The organism is Flavobacterium quisquiliarum (assembly GCF_019308285.1).
Taxonomy (GTDB): domain Bacteria; phylum Bacteroidota; class Bacteroidia; order Flavobacteriales; family Flavobacteriaceae; genus Flavobacterium; species Flavobacterium quisquiliarum.
In genome coordinates, this window is the sequence record NZ_WWEM01000020.1 from 23,366 (window position 1) to 42,649 (window position 19,284).

The 19,284-nt window shown below is 32.5% G+C and carries 13 protein-coding genes; 12 read left to right on the top strand and 1 reads right to left on the bottom strand.

Features of this window, described 5'->3' with window-relative positions; translation table 11 throughout:
* Positions 1-196: 196 nt before the first annotated feature.
* The 3 genes from GSY47_RS08320 (at position 197) to GSY47_RS08330 (ending at position 2,075) form a co-directional block, all read left to right on the top strand.
* Positions 197-730, top strand: coding sequence for a YcxB family protein (locus GSY47_RS08320; RefSeq protein ID WP_179005562.1), 534 nt, complete (start codon positions 197-199; stop codon positions 728-730).
* Positions 731-887: 157 nt separating this feature from the next.
* Positions 888-1,337: a hypothetical protein gene (locus GSY47_RS08325; protein WP_179005564.1), complete on the top strand. Its 450-nt coding sequence runs from the start codon at positions 888-890 to the stop codon at positions 1,335-1,337.
* Between the two features lie 561 nt (positions 1,338-1,898).
* A complete protein-coding gene (locus tag GSY47_RS08330) occupies positions 1,899-2,075 on the top strand; it encodes a histone H1 (protein ID WP_026729959.1) in 177 nt (58 codons plus the stop codon).
* 111 nt (positions 2,076-2,186) lie between these two features.
* Here the strand turns inward: GSY47_RS08330 and GSY47_RS08335 are convergent, their stop codons facing one another.
* Positions 2,187-3,227 carry a GntR family transcriptional regulator gene (locus tag GSY47_RS08335; RefSeq protein ID WP_179006321.1) on the bottom strand — a complete coding sequence of 347 codons (1,041 nt, stop codon included), beginning with the start codon at positions 3,225-3,227 and terminating at the stop codon, positions 2,187-2,189.
* Between the two features lie 366 nt (positions 3,228-3,593).
* Between GSY47_RS08335 and rhaT the strand changes: the two genes are divergently transcribed.
* The 9 genes from rhaT to GSY47_RS08380 all read left to right on the top strand — a co-directional run bounded on the left by rhaT (position 3,594) and on the right by GSY47_RS08380 (position 19,271).
* On the top strand, positions 3,594-4,643 hold the full coding sequence (gene rhaT / locus GSY47_RS08340; RefSeq protein WP_179005566.1) for an L-rhamnose/proton symporter RhaT: 1,050 nt from the start codon (positions 3,594-3,596) through the stop codon (positions 4,641-4,643).
* Positions 4,644-4,669: 26 nt separating this feature from the next.
* A complete protein-coding gene (locus tag GSY47_RS08345; RefSeq protein WP_179005568.1) occupies positions 4,670-6,811 on the top strand; it encodes a bifunctional aldolase/short-chain dehydrogenase in 2,142 nt (713 codons plus the stop codon).
* Between the two features lie 414 nt (positions 6,812-7,225).
* Positions 7,226-8,500 carry a TIM barrel protein gene (locus GSY47_RS08350; RefSeq protein WP_179005570.1) on the top strand — a complete coding sequence of 425 codons (1,275 nt, stop codon included), beginning with the start codon at positions 7,226-7,228 and terminating at the stop codon, positions 8,498-8,500.
* A 162-nt stretch (positions 8,501-8,662) separates the two neighbouring features.
* Complete coding sequence (locus GSY47_RS08355) at positions 8,663-10,024, top strand: FGGY-family carbohydrate kinase (RefSeq protein WP_179005572.1); 1,362 nt, start codon at positions 8,663-8,665, stop codon at positions 10,022-10,024.
* 95 nt (positions 10,025-10,119) lie between these two features.
* Positions 10,120-10,860: a (Fe-S)-binding protein gene (locus tag GSY47_RS08360; RefSeq protein WP_109193952.1), complete on the top strand. Its 741-nt coding sequence runs from the start codon at positions 10,120-10,122 to the stop codon at positions 10,858-10,860.
* A 183-nt stretch (positions 10,861-11,043) separates the two neighbouring features.
* Positions 11,044-12,444 (top strand): lactate utilization protein B, encoded by a 1,401-nt coding sequence (locus tag GSY47_RS08365; RefSeq protein WP_179005574.1) that lies wholly within the window; start codon positions 11,044-11,046, stop codon positions 12,442-12,444.
* Positions 12,437-13,024, top strand: coding sequence for a LutC/YkgG family protein (locus tag GSY47_RS08370; protein ID WP_179005576.1), 588 nt, complete (start codon positions 12,437-12,439; stop codon positions 13,022-13,024). The genes GSY47_RS08365 and GSY47_RS08370 overlap by 8 nt, the downstream gene beginning before the upstream one ends.
* Before the next feature lie 202 nt (positions 13,025-13,226).
* Positions 13,227-17,246, top strand: a complete 4,020-nt coding sequence (locus tag GSY47_RS08375) for a two-component regulator propeller domain-containing protein (protein ID WP_246611290.1) — start codon at positions 13,227-13,229, stop codon at positions 17,244-17,246.
* 627 nt (positions 17,247-17,873) lie between these two features.
* Positions 17,874-19,271 (top strand): hypothetical protein, encoded by a 1,398-nt coding sequence (locus GSY47_RS08380; RefSeq protein WP_179005580.1) that lies wholly within the window; start codon positions 17,874-17,876, stop codon positions 19,269-19,271.
* The last annotated feature ends 13 nt before the right edge of the window (positions 19,272-19,284 follow it).

Consider the following 19,284-nt stretch of genomic DNA (forward strand, 5'->3'; position numbering starts at 1 on the left):
TTTAATAAGAAGTTTTGTGTAAAAAAGTGGCAAATAATACCGTTTTTTTCATAGGTTAATTTTATGACTCTTCCATTATTGTTTTTAGGTCCTTAATTAAGTCTTATTTTGATAGTTTAAAAACTTATAGATCTCTAAAAAAGTGACTTGATGAAATACTTTTGCCTATTAGAATAATAAGCTGAAAACAAAAAATATGACCACTGCTAGTTTTTCATTAGAGTTTCAATTGAATATTTCTGAAGTAAAAAAACTTAACAAAATGTATTTTAAACATTTATTAAGAGAGCGAATTGTATATTGCTTTCTTGCTGTCTTAATGTTTGTGATTTTTGTTGATTATACTGTAGAAACAGATTTTTTTGATTGGTTGCTAAGAAGCTTATTTCTCGTTGTTGCTTTTGTAATAATTCAGTTTTCATTTATTGACATTATATCCAAAACAGTCTTTAAATGGATTAAGAAATTAATGAGACTTGATAAATTTCCTAATAGATACAAACTCACTTTTACTTATTCTGATATTTGTGTCAAATCACCATTGGGAGAATTAACTCATAAGTGGTCCAAAATTGAAAAAGTTATTTTGACCAAAAATTTTTTGTTTTTCTATGTTAAAGAACAAAACAGTTATATAATTTCTATCTCGAAAAAAGATAGTGATTCCAGAAAAATAGATGAGTTGCTTTCATTTGTTGAAAAAAATGTTATTCCTATTATTAAAGTTTAAGTCTTTAGTTTTTATTATTTGATAGATTAAAAAATACCTTAAAGTTGCCATTTTATGACTTTTTGTGGGTTATATTAATAAAATTATAGATCTAATTTTACAATGTTCTTACTTATTTGTTGTTAGGACAAAATATTCATTGTGGATCTTAAAAAAAATGAAAATGGAAAAGGAGCGAGTTTTAGTACGAGATAATAAAGGGATCTTTTTGAAAATGTTTAAAAGAAGGCTAAAAGCTGATTTTGATTTTTTTGAAAAATCCTTTTTTGATCATAGTGAAGACAAGATTAAACAATATGACCGTATTGTTTATGTTGTATATGAAAAAAAAGAATTGCTTGGTTTCTTGCAAGAGGAAAATAAAAACGAAAACATTTTAGTTTGTTTATTTGATAAGCATTTCTTTACGAGCCTTTCGTTTTTAGAAATGATCAATAATTTGATTTTGTTTGACGAATCTAAAACTAGTCGAGAAATTTTTAAAGAGGTAAAAACATTCTTTAAGAAGAAATTGGACTTTAGAAATGATAGAATCTCTTTACAGCAGTTAAATTTTATGCAAGCAAAATTTCCTGAATATTATAAAGCAATGTATTATTTAATGTAATTATTTTATTTTTTATATTTTTCTATGTATCTATTTTGACTAATAGTACGCCATGAAATGCAGGATAAGGATTTTTTCTTATCCTGCTTTCTTTTTTTTGATTGCTGGGATCTAGTTAAATAAAGTTTTTTGATTTTTATCTATTGACTTTAATAATAGATTGTCTTGAATCTTTCAATAAGAAGATTGATAAAAGTCTTATTAAGGACAATATTTTTTTTTATGTCTATCTGAGTTAGATGTTTTTCGATTAATTTTCTCCTATCTGAGTCATTTTTTCTTAATGAAATTGTAAGAAAAGGGAGCGGTTGCTAATGAAATCTTTTATTATTTCCCATGTTTACGATACTTTCTATAAAGCCTCTAAATGAAATGTAATAGTTTATTTTTAAAATAAGTGTTTGATTTCTAATTAATTGTGTTTACTGGCACTCACGAAAAAAGAAGAGTCAATTTATTGTAAAGAAAATGAGTGAAAAACTGCATTAAATTTAACAGCAATTTTGTTGTAACTATCACACAAACTTTTATTTTTGTGGCTTAATTTAACAATATATAAGCATGAAAGATTTATTAGTAAAAATCAACGCCGAAATTGACACATTTAAAGCAGAAGCTGAATCTTTAACTGAAAAAGGAATTAAAGCTGCAGGTCCAAGAGCACGTAAAGCTACTTTAGAAATTGAAAAACTTTTAAAAGAGTTTAGAAAAGTTTCTATCGAAGAATCAAAAAAATAATACAACTAAAACCTCGTCAATCGACGAGGTTTTTTTATGCTCTAAAAAAAGTAAAGTTTAAGACAAAGAGAAGAGACCTTTGTTACTTTGCTCCTATGTAACTTTGCATCTTTAAATTGAATTTCTATCAATAAAATTAAAAGGTACTTTTATTTGCCCTTTCTCTTTATTCAAAATCATTCGAGCAGCTGTTTCTCCCATAATATTAAAATCGGTTGACATTACTGTAATACCTAATAATTCTTTTAGAGGGGTATCATTATAAGAGATAACGCCGATTTCTTTTCCTAGAATAAACTCTTCATCACGAATTTGTTTCATTAAATTCACTAAGTCAGATTCTTCAATAGTGATAAATAAGTCTCCTTTTTTCAGAATCATATCGTCATAAACCTCGCTTAAAATCTCAAAGTTGATTTCGTGTTCAACACAAAATTTTCTGAATCCGTGCAATATTCTTCTCGGATAAGGATAGACAGCTTTGTCAGGATAAACTAAAATCAATTTCTTGTATTTGGTTATTTTAGAAAGTCCTTCTTTTAATGCATTGTAAATGTCATTTTCAAAGTCTTGATAGATTTTAATAACATCATCTCCGGTTCCTAATTTGATATTATCTAAAACAACTAATTTTTCCTGTGGAATTTTTTTAATAGCATTAACCACTTCATCAGTAAAACTTAAGTGTTTTAATTCGTCTGTTTTAAAGTGAGTTGTAATTACATAATAATCGTACGCACCTTCAAATTTGTCTAAAATATTAAGAAACAAGGTTTCGTCACAATGGTAAATTTGTAAGTCAACATGTGCATTAGCTCCCAAAGTATTGATAAAAGAGCTGTAGGTTTTCATTTTATAAGAACTCAGTTTATTTGTCAAAAACAAAATATTTACTTTAGATTCTAGTTTAGTTCTTGTAATATAATAGCCCTTTCCTCTAATAGAAGAAATAATTTTTCTTTCCTTTAAAATATTATACGCCTTTTCCACAGTATCACGAGACATATAAAATTCTTCGCTAAAACTGTTGATAGAAGGAATTTTTTGATTGATTTTTAAATTTCCGTTGGCGATGTTCTGAAGAATAGAGTCTACAATTTGCTTATACTTTGGAACTCGTGAATCTTCGTCTATTTTAATAAGTTTAATCATGGTATCTGGGAAACTTGTCTCGTATTTCAACGGAACGATTTTTTAATTATAACTTTTATTAGAAAAACTCTTTAAGAATGTTTTTTTATAAAAAAAGAGATTTTCAACTTGGCTTGTAATACTTTTTTTATATTTATTGAAATTTCCTCAAAATGCGGATTCAATAATTACGAAATCGATTGCTAAAGTAGCCATTTTAAATTTATTTCCCCAATAATTACGGACTGTTATTTCTAATTACCTTCACTTTTTAACAAAAAAACGAAAAAGCATAAAGGATAGTACAGGACAGTTTTGTTTTTTACATTCTATTATTTTACAAAACCAAATTACTAACAAACCTAACCTTTAAACCAAAAACACTATATGGAATCATTATTAGGAATCATTTTTCATTCTATCGGGGGATTTTCTTCTGGTAGTTTTTATATGCCTTTTAAGAAAGTAAAAGACTGGGCTTGGGAAAGCTATTGGCTGGTAGGAGGATTTTTCTCTTGGCTGATTGTTCCACCATTGGCTGCTTACTTAACGATTCCAAATTTTACCGAAATTATCGCAACAGCTTCTCCATCAATAAAATACTTTACTTTTTTAATGGGATTGATTTGGGGAATTGGTGGTTTAACTTATGGTTTAGGCGTTCGCTATCTAGGAATGTCTTTAGGAAACTCAATTACATTAGGATTTTGTTCTGCATTTGGAGCTTTAGTTCCTTCTATATATTATGATATAGTTCCAACGGAAGGTAAAATTTCCTTTACTCATATGATTTCTAATCCTGGCGGACAGCTGGTTTTATTTGGAGTTGTGGTGTATTTGGTTGGAATTGCGATTTCTGGAAAAGCAGGAATGCTGAAAGAAAAGGATTTTGCAACCGGTCATGAAGATAAGGATAAAGACTTCAATTTAGTAAAAGGTTTAACTGTAGCCGTAATTTCAGGAATTTTAAGTTCTTTTTTTAATTATGGAATTGAAGCAGGAAAATCAATGGCAGAACATGCTGTCGTAAATGGTGCAAATCCGTTGTTCCAAAACAATGTGACTTATGTTGTTTTATTATGGGGCGGACTTACAACCAACTTTATTTGGTGTCTTTATTTAAATTTTAAAAATAAAACAATTAAAAACTATACAGATAAATCTACTCCAATAACTAAAAACGTAATGTATTCTGCTCTTGCTGGAACAATGTGGTTTTTACAGTTTTTCTTTTACGGAATGGGAGAGAGCAAACTTGGAAATGGTGCCAGTTCGTGGATTCTGCACATGGCAACCATTATTTTAACAGCAAATTTTTGGGGTTTTTATTTGAAAGAATGGAAAGGAGTTTCTAAAAAAACAATAAGAACTTTTTTCTGGGGGATCGGGCTTATTATGCTGGCGATCGTTTTGGTAGGAATTGGTAACTCATTATAAATAATACAAGAAAATAATATAAGTATATGTCGAATACAAAAACAATTAATACAAATTTTAAGCATGTAAGCTACCTTTGGGATGATGCTAAAGCCGCAGCACTAGCGGGGGATGAAGTAGCGCTTTTTATTTATCGTTCTAACTTGTTAGGAGCTGATTTAAGACTAACTAATTATGGAGGAGGAAATACTTCTGTAAAAATTACAGATAAAGATCCTTTAACAGGAACATCTTCTGAAGTAATGTGGATTAAAGGTTCTGGTGGTGATATTGGAACTTTGACAAAATCTGGTTGTGCAGCTTTGTATTTAGACAGACTTCGTAATCTTGAAAATGTTTACAGAGGAATTGAATTCGAAGATGAGATGGTAGAATTATTCAACCACTGTATTTTTGATTTGGCTTCTAAAGCACCTTCTATCGATACACCTTTACACGGTTTTCTTCCGTTCAAACATATTGATCACTTACATCCAGATGCGGCAATTGCAATCGCTGCGGCTAAAGATGGAAAAAAGATTACAGAAGAATTATTTAACGGAGAAATTGGCTGGGTTGGCTGGCAGCGTCCAGGTTTTGACCTTGGTCTTCAGTTAAGAGCTTGTTTAGAAGAAGCAGCTAAAAACGGAAAACAATTACGTGGTATTATGTTAGGTTCTCACGGTTTATTTACTTGGGGAGATACTGCATACGAAAGTTATATTAATACGCTGGAAGTAATCGAAAAATGTGCTGAATACTTAGAAAGCAACTATGGTAAAAAGCGTCCTGTTTTTGGAGGTCAGAAAATTGAAAGTCTTCCTGAAGCAGATCGTAAATTAAAAGCAGCAAAAGTAGCTCCAATATTAAGAGGTTTCTGTTCGTCAGAGCGTCAAATGATTGGTCATTATACAGACGATGCAAGAGTTTTAGAATTCATCAACTCTAATGATTTGTCTAAATTAGCTCCACTAGGAACTTCTTGTCCAGATCACTTTTTGAGAACTAAAATCAGTCCTTTGGTTTTAGAATTAGATCCAAACGAAGATTTATCTAATGTTGATGCGGTCAAAGCAAAATTAACTCCTGCTTTTGAGGCTTACCGTGCCATGTACAAGGACTATTACAATGCTTGTAAAAAATCAAATTCGCCAGCAATGCGTGACCCAAATCCAGTTGTAATTTTATATCCTGGAGTTGGTATGTTTACTTTTGCTAAAGATAAAACAATGGCGCGTTTAGCATCTGAATATTATATCAATGCTGTAAACGTTATGAAAGGTGCTGAAGCAGTGTCAGAATACACTTCATTGCCACATCAAGAGGCTTTTGATATTGAATATTGGTTGTTGGAAGAAGCTAAATTACAGCGTATGCCAAAGCCAAAAGCATTATCTGGAAGAGTAGCTTTGATTACAGGATCAGCGGGAGGAATTGGTAAAGCTATTGCTAAAAAATTCGCTCAAGAAGGTGCTTGCGTTGTAATTAATGATATTAATGAAGAGCGTTTAGAAGGTGCAACTGCTGAGTTTATCAAATCATTTGGAAAAGATGCGGTTTCTAGTACTTTATTGAATGTTACTGACGAAGTAAGTACAGAAAAAGCATTAGATGAAGCTTCTTTAGCTTTTGGTGGTGTTGACATTGTAGTGAACAATGCTGGAATTAGTATTTCAAAATCTATTGCAGAACATACTTTAGAAGAGTGGGATAGATTATATGATATCTTGGTAAAAGGACAATTTATTGTTTCTAAAGCAGGAATCGAAGTAATGCGTAAACAAGGTTTTGGAGGAGATATCGTAAATATCGTTTCTAAAAATGCTGTTGTTGCAGGCCCAAATAACCCAGGTTATGGTTCGGCTAAAGCTGCGCAGGCGCACTTAACACGTTTAATGGCGGCAGAACTTGGAGCTGATAAAATTCGTGTCAATACAGTAAATCCCGATGCTGTAATTTCAGATTCAAATATTTGGTCTGGAGGATGGGCTGAAGGTCGTGCAAAAGCATACGGAATCACAGTGGAAGAACTTCCGGCTTACTATGCAAAACGTACGTTATTAAATGAAATCATATTGCCTGATGATATTGCCAATGCTTGTTTTGCTTTTGTTGGAGGTTTACTTGGTAAATCTACAGGAAATGCCTTAAACGTAGACGGCGGCGTAGCAATGGGCTTTTATAGATAAAGATTGTTTAGGTTTTTTATATAAGTTTGTTTAAGCAAAAGTGGTTTTTTGTGGTCTAACGTTCGAATCTTTCGGACGTTAGATTTTTTTAGCATATAACATTGCGCTTTAACAACGAAAACTTAACAAAAAAGTGAAGTAAAACGGGAGTTTAACTGCTATAAAATTTTTAAGTTGAAAAATATTAAACACATAAAGATATGGAACACAGATAAAACGGATTCGCTATCGCGAAAACGCTGATCTGCATAGATTTTTTAAATTTCATTACAATAAAAAAATCCGGTTTTTTTCCGTGTCTTCGCGATAGCGAATCCGTGTCATCCGCGTCAAAAATCTAAGCATTGCGTGTTAAAAATATAATAAGCCTATAAAAATTTATATATTGTAAACTCTATAAAAAGATAAATAACTATGTTAATCTCATCAAACCATATTGATTCTCATAATGAGGATTTATTAAAAAAACATCAAAATAAATTAGTTTTTACAGCTTCAGAAATAAATGAAACAGAAGCTATTATTCAAAAATTAATCGATTTTCAAATTGCAATTCCATCTTGGGCTTTAGGAACTGGAGGGACAAGATTTGGACGTTTTGCAGGAGGAGGAGAACCTCGTTCTTTAGAAGAAAAAATTGAAGACGTTGGATTGCTTCATAAATTGAACAATGCATCAGGTGCCATTTCACTTCACATTCCTTGGGATATTCCAACGAATTATGGTGCAATTAAAACATTAGCTGGTCAGCATGGTTTGAAGTTTGATGCAATGAATTCAAATACATTTCAAGATCAGGCTAGTTCTGAGCATACTTATAAATACGGTTCTTTACAAAACGTAAACAAAGCAGTTCGCAAACAGGCAATTGCTCACAATATTGAAGTAATTAAACATGGAATAGAATTAGGATCTGAGTCTTTAACAATTTGGTTAGCTGATGGTTCTAATTTTCCAGGACAATTAAATTTTAGAAAAGCTTATCAAAATACATTAGAAAGTTTAGAAGAAATCTATGATGCATTGCCTTCAAATTGGAAATTATTTTTAGAATACAAATGTGCTGAACCTAACTTTTATTCTACTACAGTAGCAGATTGGGGACAGTCTTATTCATACGTTCAAAAATTAGGAGACAAAGCGAAAACACTTGTTGATTTAGGTCATCATTTGCCAAATGCAAACATCGAACAAATTGTTTCTATTTTATTGATGGATAATAAATTAGGTGGATTTCACTTTAACGATTCTAAATATGGAGATGATGATTTAACTGCAGGTGCGTTAAAGCCATACCAGTTATTCTTAATTTTTAATGAATTAGTAGAAGGAATGGATGCAAGAGGAATGAATCACGCCAAAGATTTAGGCTGGATGATTGATGCTTCTCATAATATTAAAGATCCATTAGAAGATTTATTACAATCTGTTGAAGCGATTATGATTGCTTATGCACAAGCACTTTCTGTTGACAGAAAAGCATTGGAAAAAGCGCAAGAAGAAAATGATGTGGTAAAAGCACAGGAAATCCTTCAAAATGCTTTCCGTACAGATGTTCGCGCATTAGTGTCAGAAGCTCGTCTTCGTTCTGGAGCAGCATTAGATCCAGTGGCATTATATCGTTCACTTCAAGTAAGACAAAATCTTATCGAAGAAAGAGGTTTAAAAACAATGGCAACGGGATTATAATCTGAATTTTTAAGTTATTGGTTATTAGTTATGAGTTAAGTAGATTAACTATTGTTGCTTGTGTTGTTTATTTAATGTAAAAAACAATATGAGTAAGCACAATAATATTGAACTTTTCACATGACCAATAACCCCATAACTCATAACTCATAACTAAATAAAATGAATGTAGTTGCGATTTTTGATATTGGTAAAACAAACAAAAAGGTTTTTTTATTTAATGAAAATTATAAAATTGTCTGGGAAAAATCAGTTAATCTGGAGGAAACAAAAGACGAAGACGGATTTCCCTGCGAAGATATAGACGTTCTTCAAAAATGGATTTTAGATCGATTAGAAGAAATAAAAAAGCTGAGTGATTATGTTTTAAAAGCCATCAATTTCAGCACTTACGGAGCCAGTTTTGTTTATATAGACGAAAAAGGAAAAGTTTTAACTCCTCTGTATAATTATCTGAAAGATTATCCAGAGGAATTAAAATCTGATTTTTATAAAAAATATAAGGGAGAAGAAAAGTTTGCTGTAAAAACAGCTTCTCCAGTTTTAGGCAGTCTGAATTCTGGAATGCAGATTTACAGGTTAAAAGAAGAAAAACCTGAATTATTTCAGAAAGTAAAATACTGTCTGCATTTGCCACAGTTTTTGAGTTTTCTTTTAACCAATGAAGCTTACGCAGATATTACAAGCATCGGCTGTCATACCAATTTGTGGAATTTCAAAAAAATGAAATATCATAAATGGTTAAAAACTGAAGAAATTGAGGCTAAATTACCTCCAATTTATTACGGTAAAGATGTTATAAGAACAAAAGAAGGATTATCTATTGGAACAGGACTTCACGACAGTTCTTCAGCAATAATTCCGTACACCATAAACTTTACAGAACCTTTCGTTTTATTATCAACTGGAACTTGGAGTATTTCTCTAAATCCTTTTAATACTAAGCCATTGACTTTTGAAGAATTGCAGCACGATTGTTTGTGTTATATGCAATACACAAATAAGCCCGTTAAAGCGGCACGTTTATTTGCCGGAAACGAACATGAAGTGCAAACCAAAAGATTGGCGGAACATTTTAATCTACCTGTGGATACTTATAAGGAGGTTTATTTTGACAAAAAAATAACAGCCAATTTACGTTCACTGAACTATCAGATTTTCTATCCAAAGAAATATGATTTTGATATTTTAAAAGAGTGTCCTTTTCAAAAGAGAGATTTATCACAGTTTAAAGATTATGAAACTGCGTATCATCAATTGATGCTGGATTTAGTGGAACAGCAATATTTTTCTACCAATTTGGTAATCCAGAACAGTCCTGTAAAAAAGATTTTTGTAGATGGCGGATTCAGCAAGAATTCAATTTATATGAATTTATTGGCAGAGGCTTTTCCAGATGTGGAAGTTTATGCAGCTTCAATGGCACAGGCGAGTGCTTTGGGCGCGGCATTGGCAATTCATGAAAACTGGAATCCAAAACCAATTCAGAACGATTTAATTGACTTGAAATTCTATAAACATTAGGTAAAAACGGTCTGTATGTTGTAAATTTGCTGAAAAACGTATTTTTTACATTTTTACTTTATACGCCTAATGAACAACACACTAAATACTACAATATGAAAATTGGACTTTTTATACCTTGTTATGTCGACCAATTTTACCCAAAAGTAGGAATTGCAACCTACGAATTACTTCAAAAATTAGGCTGTGACGTGCATTTTCCAATGGGGCAAACCTGCTGTGGACAGCCAATGGCAAATAGTGGTTATGCACATTTAACAAAAGGATGCGACGCTAATTTTATTGCCAATTTTTCTGGATTTGATTATATTGTTTGTCCTTCTGGAAGCTGTGTTTTGCATGTGAAAGATCACTTACACGATGAAAAACAAGAAGAAAAAGCGACAGCAATACGAAATACGGTTTACGAACTTACAGAATTCATTACAGACGTTTTGAAAATTGACCATATTGATGGAAGATTTCCGTTTAAAGTTGGAATGCACGTAAGTTGTCACGGTCAGCGTGGGTTGAAGCTTTCGCAGATGTCTGAATTAAATGCACCTTTTTTCTCTAAACCAGAACAGTTATTACATAGTATAAAAGATCTTGATTTAGTTGCGTTAACCAGAAAAGACGAATGCTGTGGTTTTGGGGGAACTTTCTGTGTGACTGAAGAAGCGGTTTCTGTAAAAATGGGGCAAGATCGTATTAAAGATCATGAAAGTCATGATGTGGATTATATTACAGGTGGAGATATGTCTTGCTTGATGCATTTGGACGGAATTCTAAAAAGACAAAAAAGCAGGATCAAAACCATTCACATTGCAGAAATATTAAATTCACTCGAAAACTAAGAACGGATGTTGAGTATAAAGTTTAACCGCAAAGTTCGCAATCCCGATAGCTATTGGGAACGCAAGGTTCGCAAAGTTAATTTTAATCTTTGCGAACTTTGCGCTTTTTCCTTTGCGAACTTTGCGGTTAAATAAAGCATACCAATGATAAACATTTCAAAATTGACTTTTAAATAGTAGAAAATGTCATCAGAAAAAATAATACAGCACAGTGAAGCCGCAACAAAGTTCAATAAAGATGTAGAACGTGTGAATTGGCATGATGAAACACTTTGGTTTGTTCGCGCTAAAAGAGATAGATCAGCTCATCAAATAGCAGATTGGGAATTGCTTCGCGAAACGGCTTCCCAAATAAAATTTAATGTACTTTCTAATATCCACGATTATTTGGTTGAATTTGAGGCAAACGCGCAACGAAACGGAATAATTGTACATTGGGCAGCTGATGCCAAAGAACACAATGAAATAGTACATTCTATTCTGGCAAAACATGATGTAAAGCAAATGGTGAAATCCAAATCGATGCTTACAGAAGAATGCCATTTAAATGATTATTTAGCTGAAAAAGGAATTGAAGTAATCGATTCAGATTTAGGGGAATATATTGTTCAGCTAAGAAAAGAACCGCCAAGCCATATTGTGCTTCCAGCGATTCACTTAAAGAAAGAAGATGTAAGTGAAACTTTTCACGAACATTTAGGTACAGAAAAAGGAAATTTCAATCCGCAGTATTTAACAGAATCAGCTCGTCATAGTTTGAGAAATACTTTTTTGACTAGAAAAGTAGCTTTAACAGGAGTCAATTTTGCCGTTGCAGAAACAGGAGAATTCGTAGTTTGCACCAATGAAGGAAATGCCGATATGGGTGCGCACTTAGCAGACGTTCATATCGCCTGTATGGGATTCGAGAAATTGATTCCGAAAAGAGAACATTTAGGTGTTTTCCTTAGATTGTTAGCACGAAGCGCAACAGGACAGCCGATAACAACTTTTTCAAGCCATTTCAAAAAACCAAGAGACGGAAAAGAAATGCATATCGTAATTGTAGATAACGGAAGAAGCACGCAATTAGGAAGAGAAGATTTTAGGAATTCATTGAAATGCATTCGCTGCGGTGCCTGCATGAATACCTGCCCTGTGTACAGACGAAGCGGTGGACACAGTTATCATAATGCAGTTGCGGGGCCAATTGGTTCTATTTTAGCGCCAAACTTAGATATGAGCAAAAATGCTGATCTGCCTTTTGCCAGTACGCTTTGTGGTTCATGCACGAATGTTTGCCCTGTAAAAATTGATATTCACGACCAATTATACAAATGGCGTCAGGTTTTGGTAAAAGAAGGCCATACGCCAAAGGTAAAAACTGTGGCGATGAAAACAATGGCAACCGTTTTAGCCAATCCGACCGTTTTTAATATTGCTGGGAAATCAGGACGATTTGTAATGAAGAATATTCCAGGAATAGTCAATAATAAAATGAATAAATGGTACGATCAGCGCGAAATGCCAGATGTTCCAGAAGAATCTTTTAGAGAATGGTACAAGAAAAATTCGAGAGAATCTAAAGAAAAAGGAAATGAGTAGTAAAGGCGAAATTTTAAAAAGAATAAAAGCGAATCAGCCTAATGAACTTGCAGAATTGCCAGATTTAAAACTTTTAGGTTCTGAACAATTTGATATAATAGAAACGTATAAAACGGTTTTGAAAGGGATCGGAGGAGATCCTGTTGAAGTTGCTGATTATAATGAAATCATCAATTATATCAAATCGAATTATAATCTGGAGAAACGATTAATTACAACACTTCCAGAACTTTCTGAAATTGCGTCTTTAGACTGGAAAACAGTTGATCCGCATTCGCTTCAGGATGTTGAATTAACAGTTGTCAAAGCGCATTTTGGTGTTGCAGAAAACAGTGGACTTTGGGTTACAGATGATATATTAGGTCAACGTGTTGCGCCATTCATAGCACAATATTTAGCCATTGTAGTTCATAAAAAAGACATTCTGCCAACGATGCAACAAGCTTATGACAGAATTGGCAATATGGAATATGGATTTGGAACTTTTATTGCAGGGCCATCAAAAACAGCAGATATTGAACAATCTCTAGTTCTAGGCGCACATGGCGCAAGAGGATTGATTGTTTTTTTATTAGAATAATAAGTTGATTGAGCTTCTTTATTGATAAAAATATTCGCATAGAATTTAAACTCTATAAGGAATGTTTTATTAAAAAGAATAGCTTAAATATAAAAGCTTGATTAGAATGCAGGAATGTTGGTCATTTCTGCATTCTTTTTTTAAATTTTCCCTAAAATTACCTTATAATTGTACTTATTACCCGACCCTAACTAAGTACATTTTGAAACCATTTGTTCTCTATTTTCTACTCCTTTTAGGATTTTCTTCTGAGGTTTTTTCACAAGATTATCCAGTCAAATTCCTTGATATTTCTGACGGTTTGTCTAATAATTCAATTATCTCTATTTACCAGGATAATGAAGGATTTATGTGGTTTGGAACTTATGATGGTCTAAATCGATATGATGGCTACAATTTTAAAGTTTTTAGAAATCGGATCAACGATAAAAAATCACTATTATTCAATACGATCTACAATATTGAAGGCGATTCTAAAAACAATATTTGGATAGGAGGAACCAATGGAATTTGTATTTACGACAAGAAGAAAGCCGTCTTTCATACCGTTAGATATATAGCTCAAGATAAAAAAACAAAAGTTTTACAGGATATTATTCATCAGATGCGATCCGTGTCAGATCAATTGGTGTTGGTTGCTTCCCAAAAATTAGGATTATTGGCTTTTGAAAATGGTTCTTTTATTGGAAAACATATTTCGCTAAATGCTTTAGGAAACAGAATCAGCATTAATACTTATGACGCGATTGCTATTCAGGAAAACAAAGAAAAATCAGGATGCTGGGTGTATGTTCGAAATGTGGGGGTGTGTAATTATGATTATAAGATAAAAGATTTAAAAATAATATTTCCGCTTTCCATTGGAGTAAAAGCAATGAAATTGTCCGCTGACGGAAATCTTTTATTAGGAACCGATGAAGGATTATTTTTATTGAATACTAAGACAGGTTTGGTTTCAGAAAATTATTTTACCAATAAATGCAGTGTTACAGATATTTTAATTGATAAAAAAGGAAAAACCTGGCTGACAACAGACGGATGCGGTATTTTTTATATCAATCAAAATAATAAACCTGTTTCTTACAACGAACAATTAGCAAAGAGTAATTCGGTCTGGAGTTTATACGAAGACAAATCAGGTAACAAATGGTTTGGTTCACTTCGTGGGGGAATCAGTATGCTGAGTGATACGCCTAGGTATTTTAAAAGCATCCGATACAATGCAAAAGAGCCTGCAGACAACTTTATTTTATCTTTTTGTGAAGATGAAAAAAAGAATCTTTTGGTGGGAACAGATGGTGCAGGATTGAAATACTGGGATCGAAAAAATAATACTTATACCAATTACGGAACTTCACTTTCAAGCCCTTTTATAACGGGAATAATCCGCGATAATAACGATATCTGGATTTCTACCTGGGCAGGAGGTATCAATCGTATCAATAAGAAAACAAATAGTGTAAAAAAATATTCGTGTTATAATACTTTTACTAAACAAACTGAAAAAAATATTTGGTTTGTATTCAAGGATTCAAAAGCCAATATTTGGGCAAGTGCAACAAATGAAGGTTCGTTATATTTTCTGGATCGCAAGACAGACAATTTTATTCTTTTTGATAAAAATATTGACAATCTGCAATGCATGACGGAAACTTCAGATGGAAAATTGTGGGCAGGAAATTATAGCACACTTTTATCTATCGAAAAAGAAACGCGAAAAGTTACTAAAAAAGTAATTGGAAATCCTATTCGATGTATTTATGAAGATAAAGACAAGAATCTCTGGGTTGGAACACAAGAGGGAGGTTTGCTATTATTCGACCGAAAAACAAATACTTTTAAAAGATTAACGATTGATGATGGCCTGCCGTCGAATACTGTTTTAAGGTTGTTGGAAGACAAATACGGCAACTTATGGATGAGTACCTACAACGGAATCTGTCGTTATGATAAAAAGAGTAAAACATTCCGTAATTTCTCTGTAAATGATGGACTTCAAAGCAATCAGTTTAGTTTTAATGCAGGAATCGAACTTTCTTCTGGAGAATTTCTTTTTGGAGGAATTAACGGTTTTAATATTTTTTATCCTGAAACTATAAAAGGATTTAACCAAAAGAACAATGTTTTACTGACTGATTTTTATGTTAACAATCAGCTGATTAAAGAAAGTAAAGCAGAAGTTGATACTGATTCAGATAAAATAAAAGATGTTAGTTTAGAATACGATCAAACGACATTGTCATTAGAATTTGTTGCCTTGGATTATAACAATTCAGACAAAATAAATTACGCCTATTTTCTGGAAGGCTGGGACGAGCAATGGAATTATGTTGGACAAACCCGAAAAGCAAATTATTCCAGACTTCCGGAAGGGAAATATACTTTTAAAGTAAAAACAACCAATTTCCAGGGCGGATGGAATAAAGAAGTCAGTTTGGTTTTTATAACTGTTTTACCACCATGGTACAGAACCTGGTGGGCCTATACCTTGTATTTAGCGGCAATTGGCGGACTTTTATTTTTATATCTAGATTATAATAAAAACAAAGAAAAATTAAAATATAAAGTCAAGATTGCTGAACTGGAAAGCAAAAAAGAAAAAGAGATAGCCGAAAAACAGGCGTCAATGTTTACTTATATTTCGCATGAATTTAGAACGCCGCTTTCGCTGATTATTAATCCGTTGAAAAAAGCGGTTCAGAAAGAAAATGTTGAAAATGGTTCTGCTGGAAGTGATTTGGCTATTGCGCACCGAAATGCGAGAAGGCTTTTAAGTTTGGTTGATCAGTTGCTTTTATTAAGAAAAGCTGAAAACGATGCCGATTCCTTGCGATTGTCTCCCATTAACGTAAATAATCTTTCTAATGAAGTGTATCAATGTTTCGTCAATCAGGCAAAAGAAAAACAGATTAGTTATAATTTCATTATTCCTGAGCATGAAATTACAATCATTGGCGATTATGAAAAGATAGAAATTTCATTGTTCAATTTAATGTCAAATGCTTTTAAATATACACCAGTTGGAGGAGAAATCAATTTGAAAGTAACCGAAAATGAGGATGAAGTTTTTCTTGAAATAAGCGATAGTGGAGACGGAATTGATAAAAAAGATATTGATGTTATTTTTGAAAAATTCAAACAGATCAATTCTAAAGTTTCCGTAGGAACTGGTTTTGGTATCGGGCTTTATATCGTAAAATATTTTGTTGACAAACACAAAGGTTCTGTAGCCTGCAGTAGTGAAACTGGAAAGGGGAGTATTTTTAAACTAACATTTTTAAAAGGAAATAGTCATTTTGAAGATGCTGAAATAACAGACGAAAAACCGCAGAGAAGCCAGTTATTTGATGAATTGATTCCAGATGAATTGGAAGAACCAGCAATAATAAACTTGGTTTCTGAAAGTGATTTTAAAAAGACCATGTTAACTGAAAAACGTACTGTCTTAATTATTGATGATAATGCTGAGATTCGCACCTATTTAATCAAATTGTTTTCTGATAATTACATTGTCTATATTGCAGAAAATGGAGAAGAAGGACTAAAACTGACCAAAAAACACATGCCTGATCTTGTAATCAGTGATATTACAATGGAAGAAATGGATGGTTTGGAATTATGCCGAAAAATTAAAGAAGACAATGCATTATCACACATTCCTGTTATTTTATTAACGGCATCCAAAAATCCTGAAACCCATTTACAGGGAATTAATGAAGGTGCAGACGATTATATCACAAAACCATTTGACGATGATATTCTGACAGCACGTGTAGAATCTTTATTGCGAAACCGACACAATTTACGTGCTTATTTCTTAGATAGTATAACGCTCAAAGAAAACACTCAGAAAGTTCCTGTCGAATATCAGCAGATGCTAAAAAAATGTATAGATATTGTAGAAGCCAACATTCATAAAAAAGATTTTACGATTCGAACTTTTGCACTTGAAATGGGAATGAGCCACAGAACGCTTTATACCAAAATCAAAATTATTTCGGGACAGACATTAAATGCTTTTATTCGTTCCCTACGAATTCGAAGAGCAGCGATGTTAATGTTGACAGAAGAAATGAATATCGCACAAGCAAGTGCCGAAGTTGGTTTTGAAGACCCAAAATATTTCAGACAGCAATTCGTAAAACTTTTTGGAATGACTCCGTCAGAATATATCAAAAAGTATAAAAGTTCCTTCAATTCGGATCTAAATATCATTAAATAGTTAAGAGAACAATAAAATTATGTTGCATTATCTGCTTGATTTTTGCGATAATGCTTAAAATCTTCTATACAACTTAAACGTTTTAGCTGAAAAAATAGTATTTATTCAATAATTACGGATAATTTAAAAATACATACCTAATTTTTAATATTTGCTAAAAATAAACACGAAATAATAGTTAATTGCAATTTTGACCTCCTTTTTTTTCCATTTTACCCCTCCTTAGAAGTGTGTAATAAACATTTCTTTGCACTTATAGCAATCAATTAGTACGGAATTGGTGTTAGTTATAAATGTTAGTTTCAAGATAATTTTTTTTATCTGTTTAAAGAGCTGAGCACTCTTTAAATTTTCTAAAAGTAATGGTTGGTTACATTACTTTTTGAACCCGCAGCTTATTTATAAGCTGCGGGTTAATTACAAAACAACTAACATAATTAAGAAGTAAAAAAGAGAAAAAAAATAGCAAACAATTAATCAAACTCAATTCTATATGCAAGTAGCCACATAATTATTTCGACTTCTTTTCTGCCTCAAGAGAGGAAGAGAAAACTTGAATAACCTACGATTAAAACAAACTTTCACTTTCGAAAGAAACCTAACTAACTAAACCTTAAAATTAAAGAAATGAAAAAAAATGTATTTTTATTTTTTCTTGCTCTTTTTGGCATTCTTCTAACAGGCTGTCAAAATAATGAATCAGGATTCCCTAGTTCTGATAACCCTACGGTGGTAGTTTCTACAAAAGAAATTTATGGAGCGCCAAGTAGAAAATTTGAAATCAAAGCAGCTCTTGCCGATGATTTAGGATTAAAAAGCGTACAGATTCAAATTCCAGAATTATCATTGGATAAAACAATTAGTTTTGCAACAAATCCGCTTTTAGAATCGTATGATCTTAGTTACTTTTTTGAAGTTCCAGCCAATAGAGGAACATCAGAAGCATTCAAAATAAAATTAATCGTTACTGACGTTTCGGGAAATGTTGTAAACGAAGAAATCAATTTACGTCTTGACGGAGAGTTTGCAGCACCAAGCATTTCTATGATAACGCCAAAAGAAGGAGCCGTAATTTTATTGTCTACAAGTAATGACATGCCTGTAAATTTTGTAGTAAATGACGATTCAGGAATTGATTATATTCAGATAAAATGTGAAGAATTGGGTATTGATGAAACCGTACAATTAGACGGTGCCCCTCATTCTTATACTTTCAATAAAACCTATAAATTGCCAGTTACAGCAGCCAATTATGTTTTAACGATTACGGCTAAAGATAAATTTACAATTCCAAATACAGGATCAATCAATATAAATATTGTGGCTACAAATGAGTATCCAGCAATCTATTTATGCGACCAGCCAAAAGGAACTAATTTGACAACAGATGCAGTGGGTGTTCCAATGTATTTCCATGAAAAAACAGGTCAGGATTTCGAATTCAAATATTATGCTGATAAAGACAACAAAGAAATTTACTTCTTAGGTCAGGAATCAGATTTTGCACCACATTGTTTTGGTCTAAATGCTTCAAATGAATTAATAGATGATGTGGCTTCAACACCAATTATTTTGCCAACAAAAGGATATTACAAGATAAAAGTAAATCCGAATACTTTAAAATACACTGCAGAAAAATACACGCCTTCGAGTAAAGTTTGGGCAGATGTGGCTAACGGTTTATGGCATGATGATGCGGCACAGAGAAAACCTTTCGTAAGTGTTTGCGGTGGCGGAATTCAAGGTGCAACTTGGGATACTTGGGATGCTTGGACACAAAAAGGACTGCACTTAGCTAATAATGCTTCAAATCCATATCAATTAGTTGGAGAGTATACTTTAACTGGAACTATGGAAGCTACTTTCACAGGTCAATGGTGGGATCCATCTTGGAGATTAATTAAAAACGGAATTGCAACCATGTCTCCAGGAGAAAATGGTAATGCTAAATACTCAGCTGCTCCGGGTGTATACAAAGTAGTTTTAGATACGGAATTAGAAAGAGTATTTATCACAAAAAAATAGTGGGTTATGACCT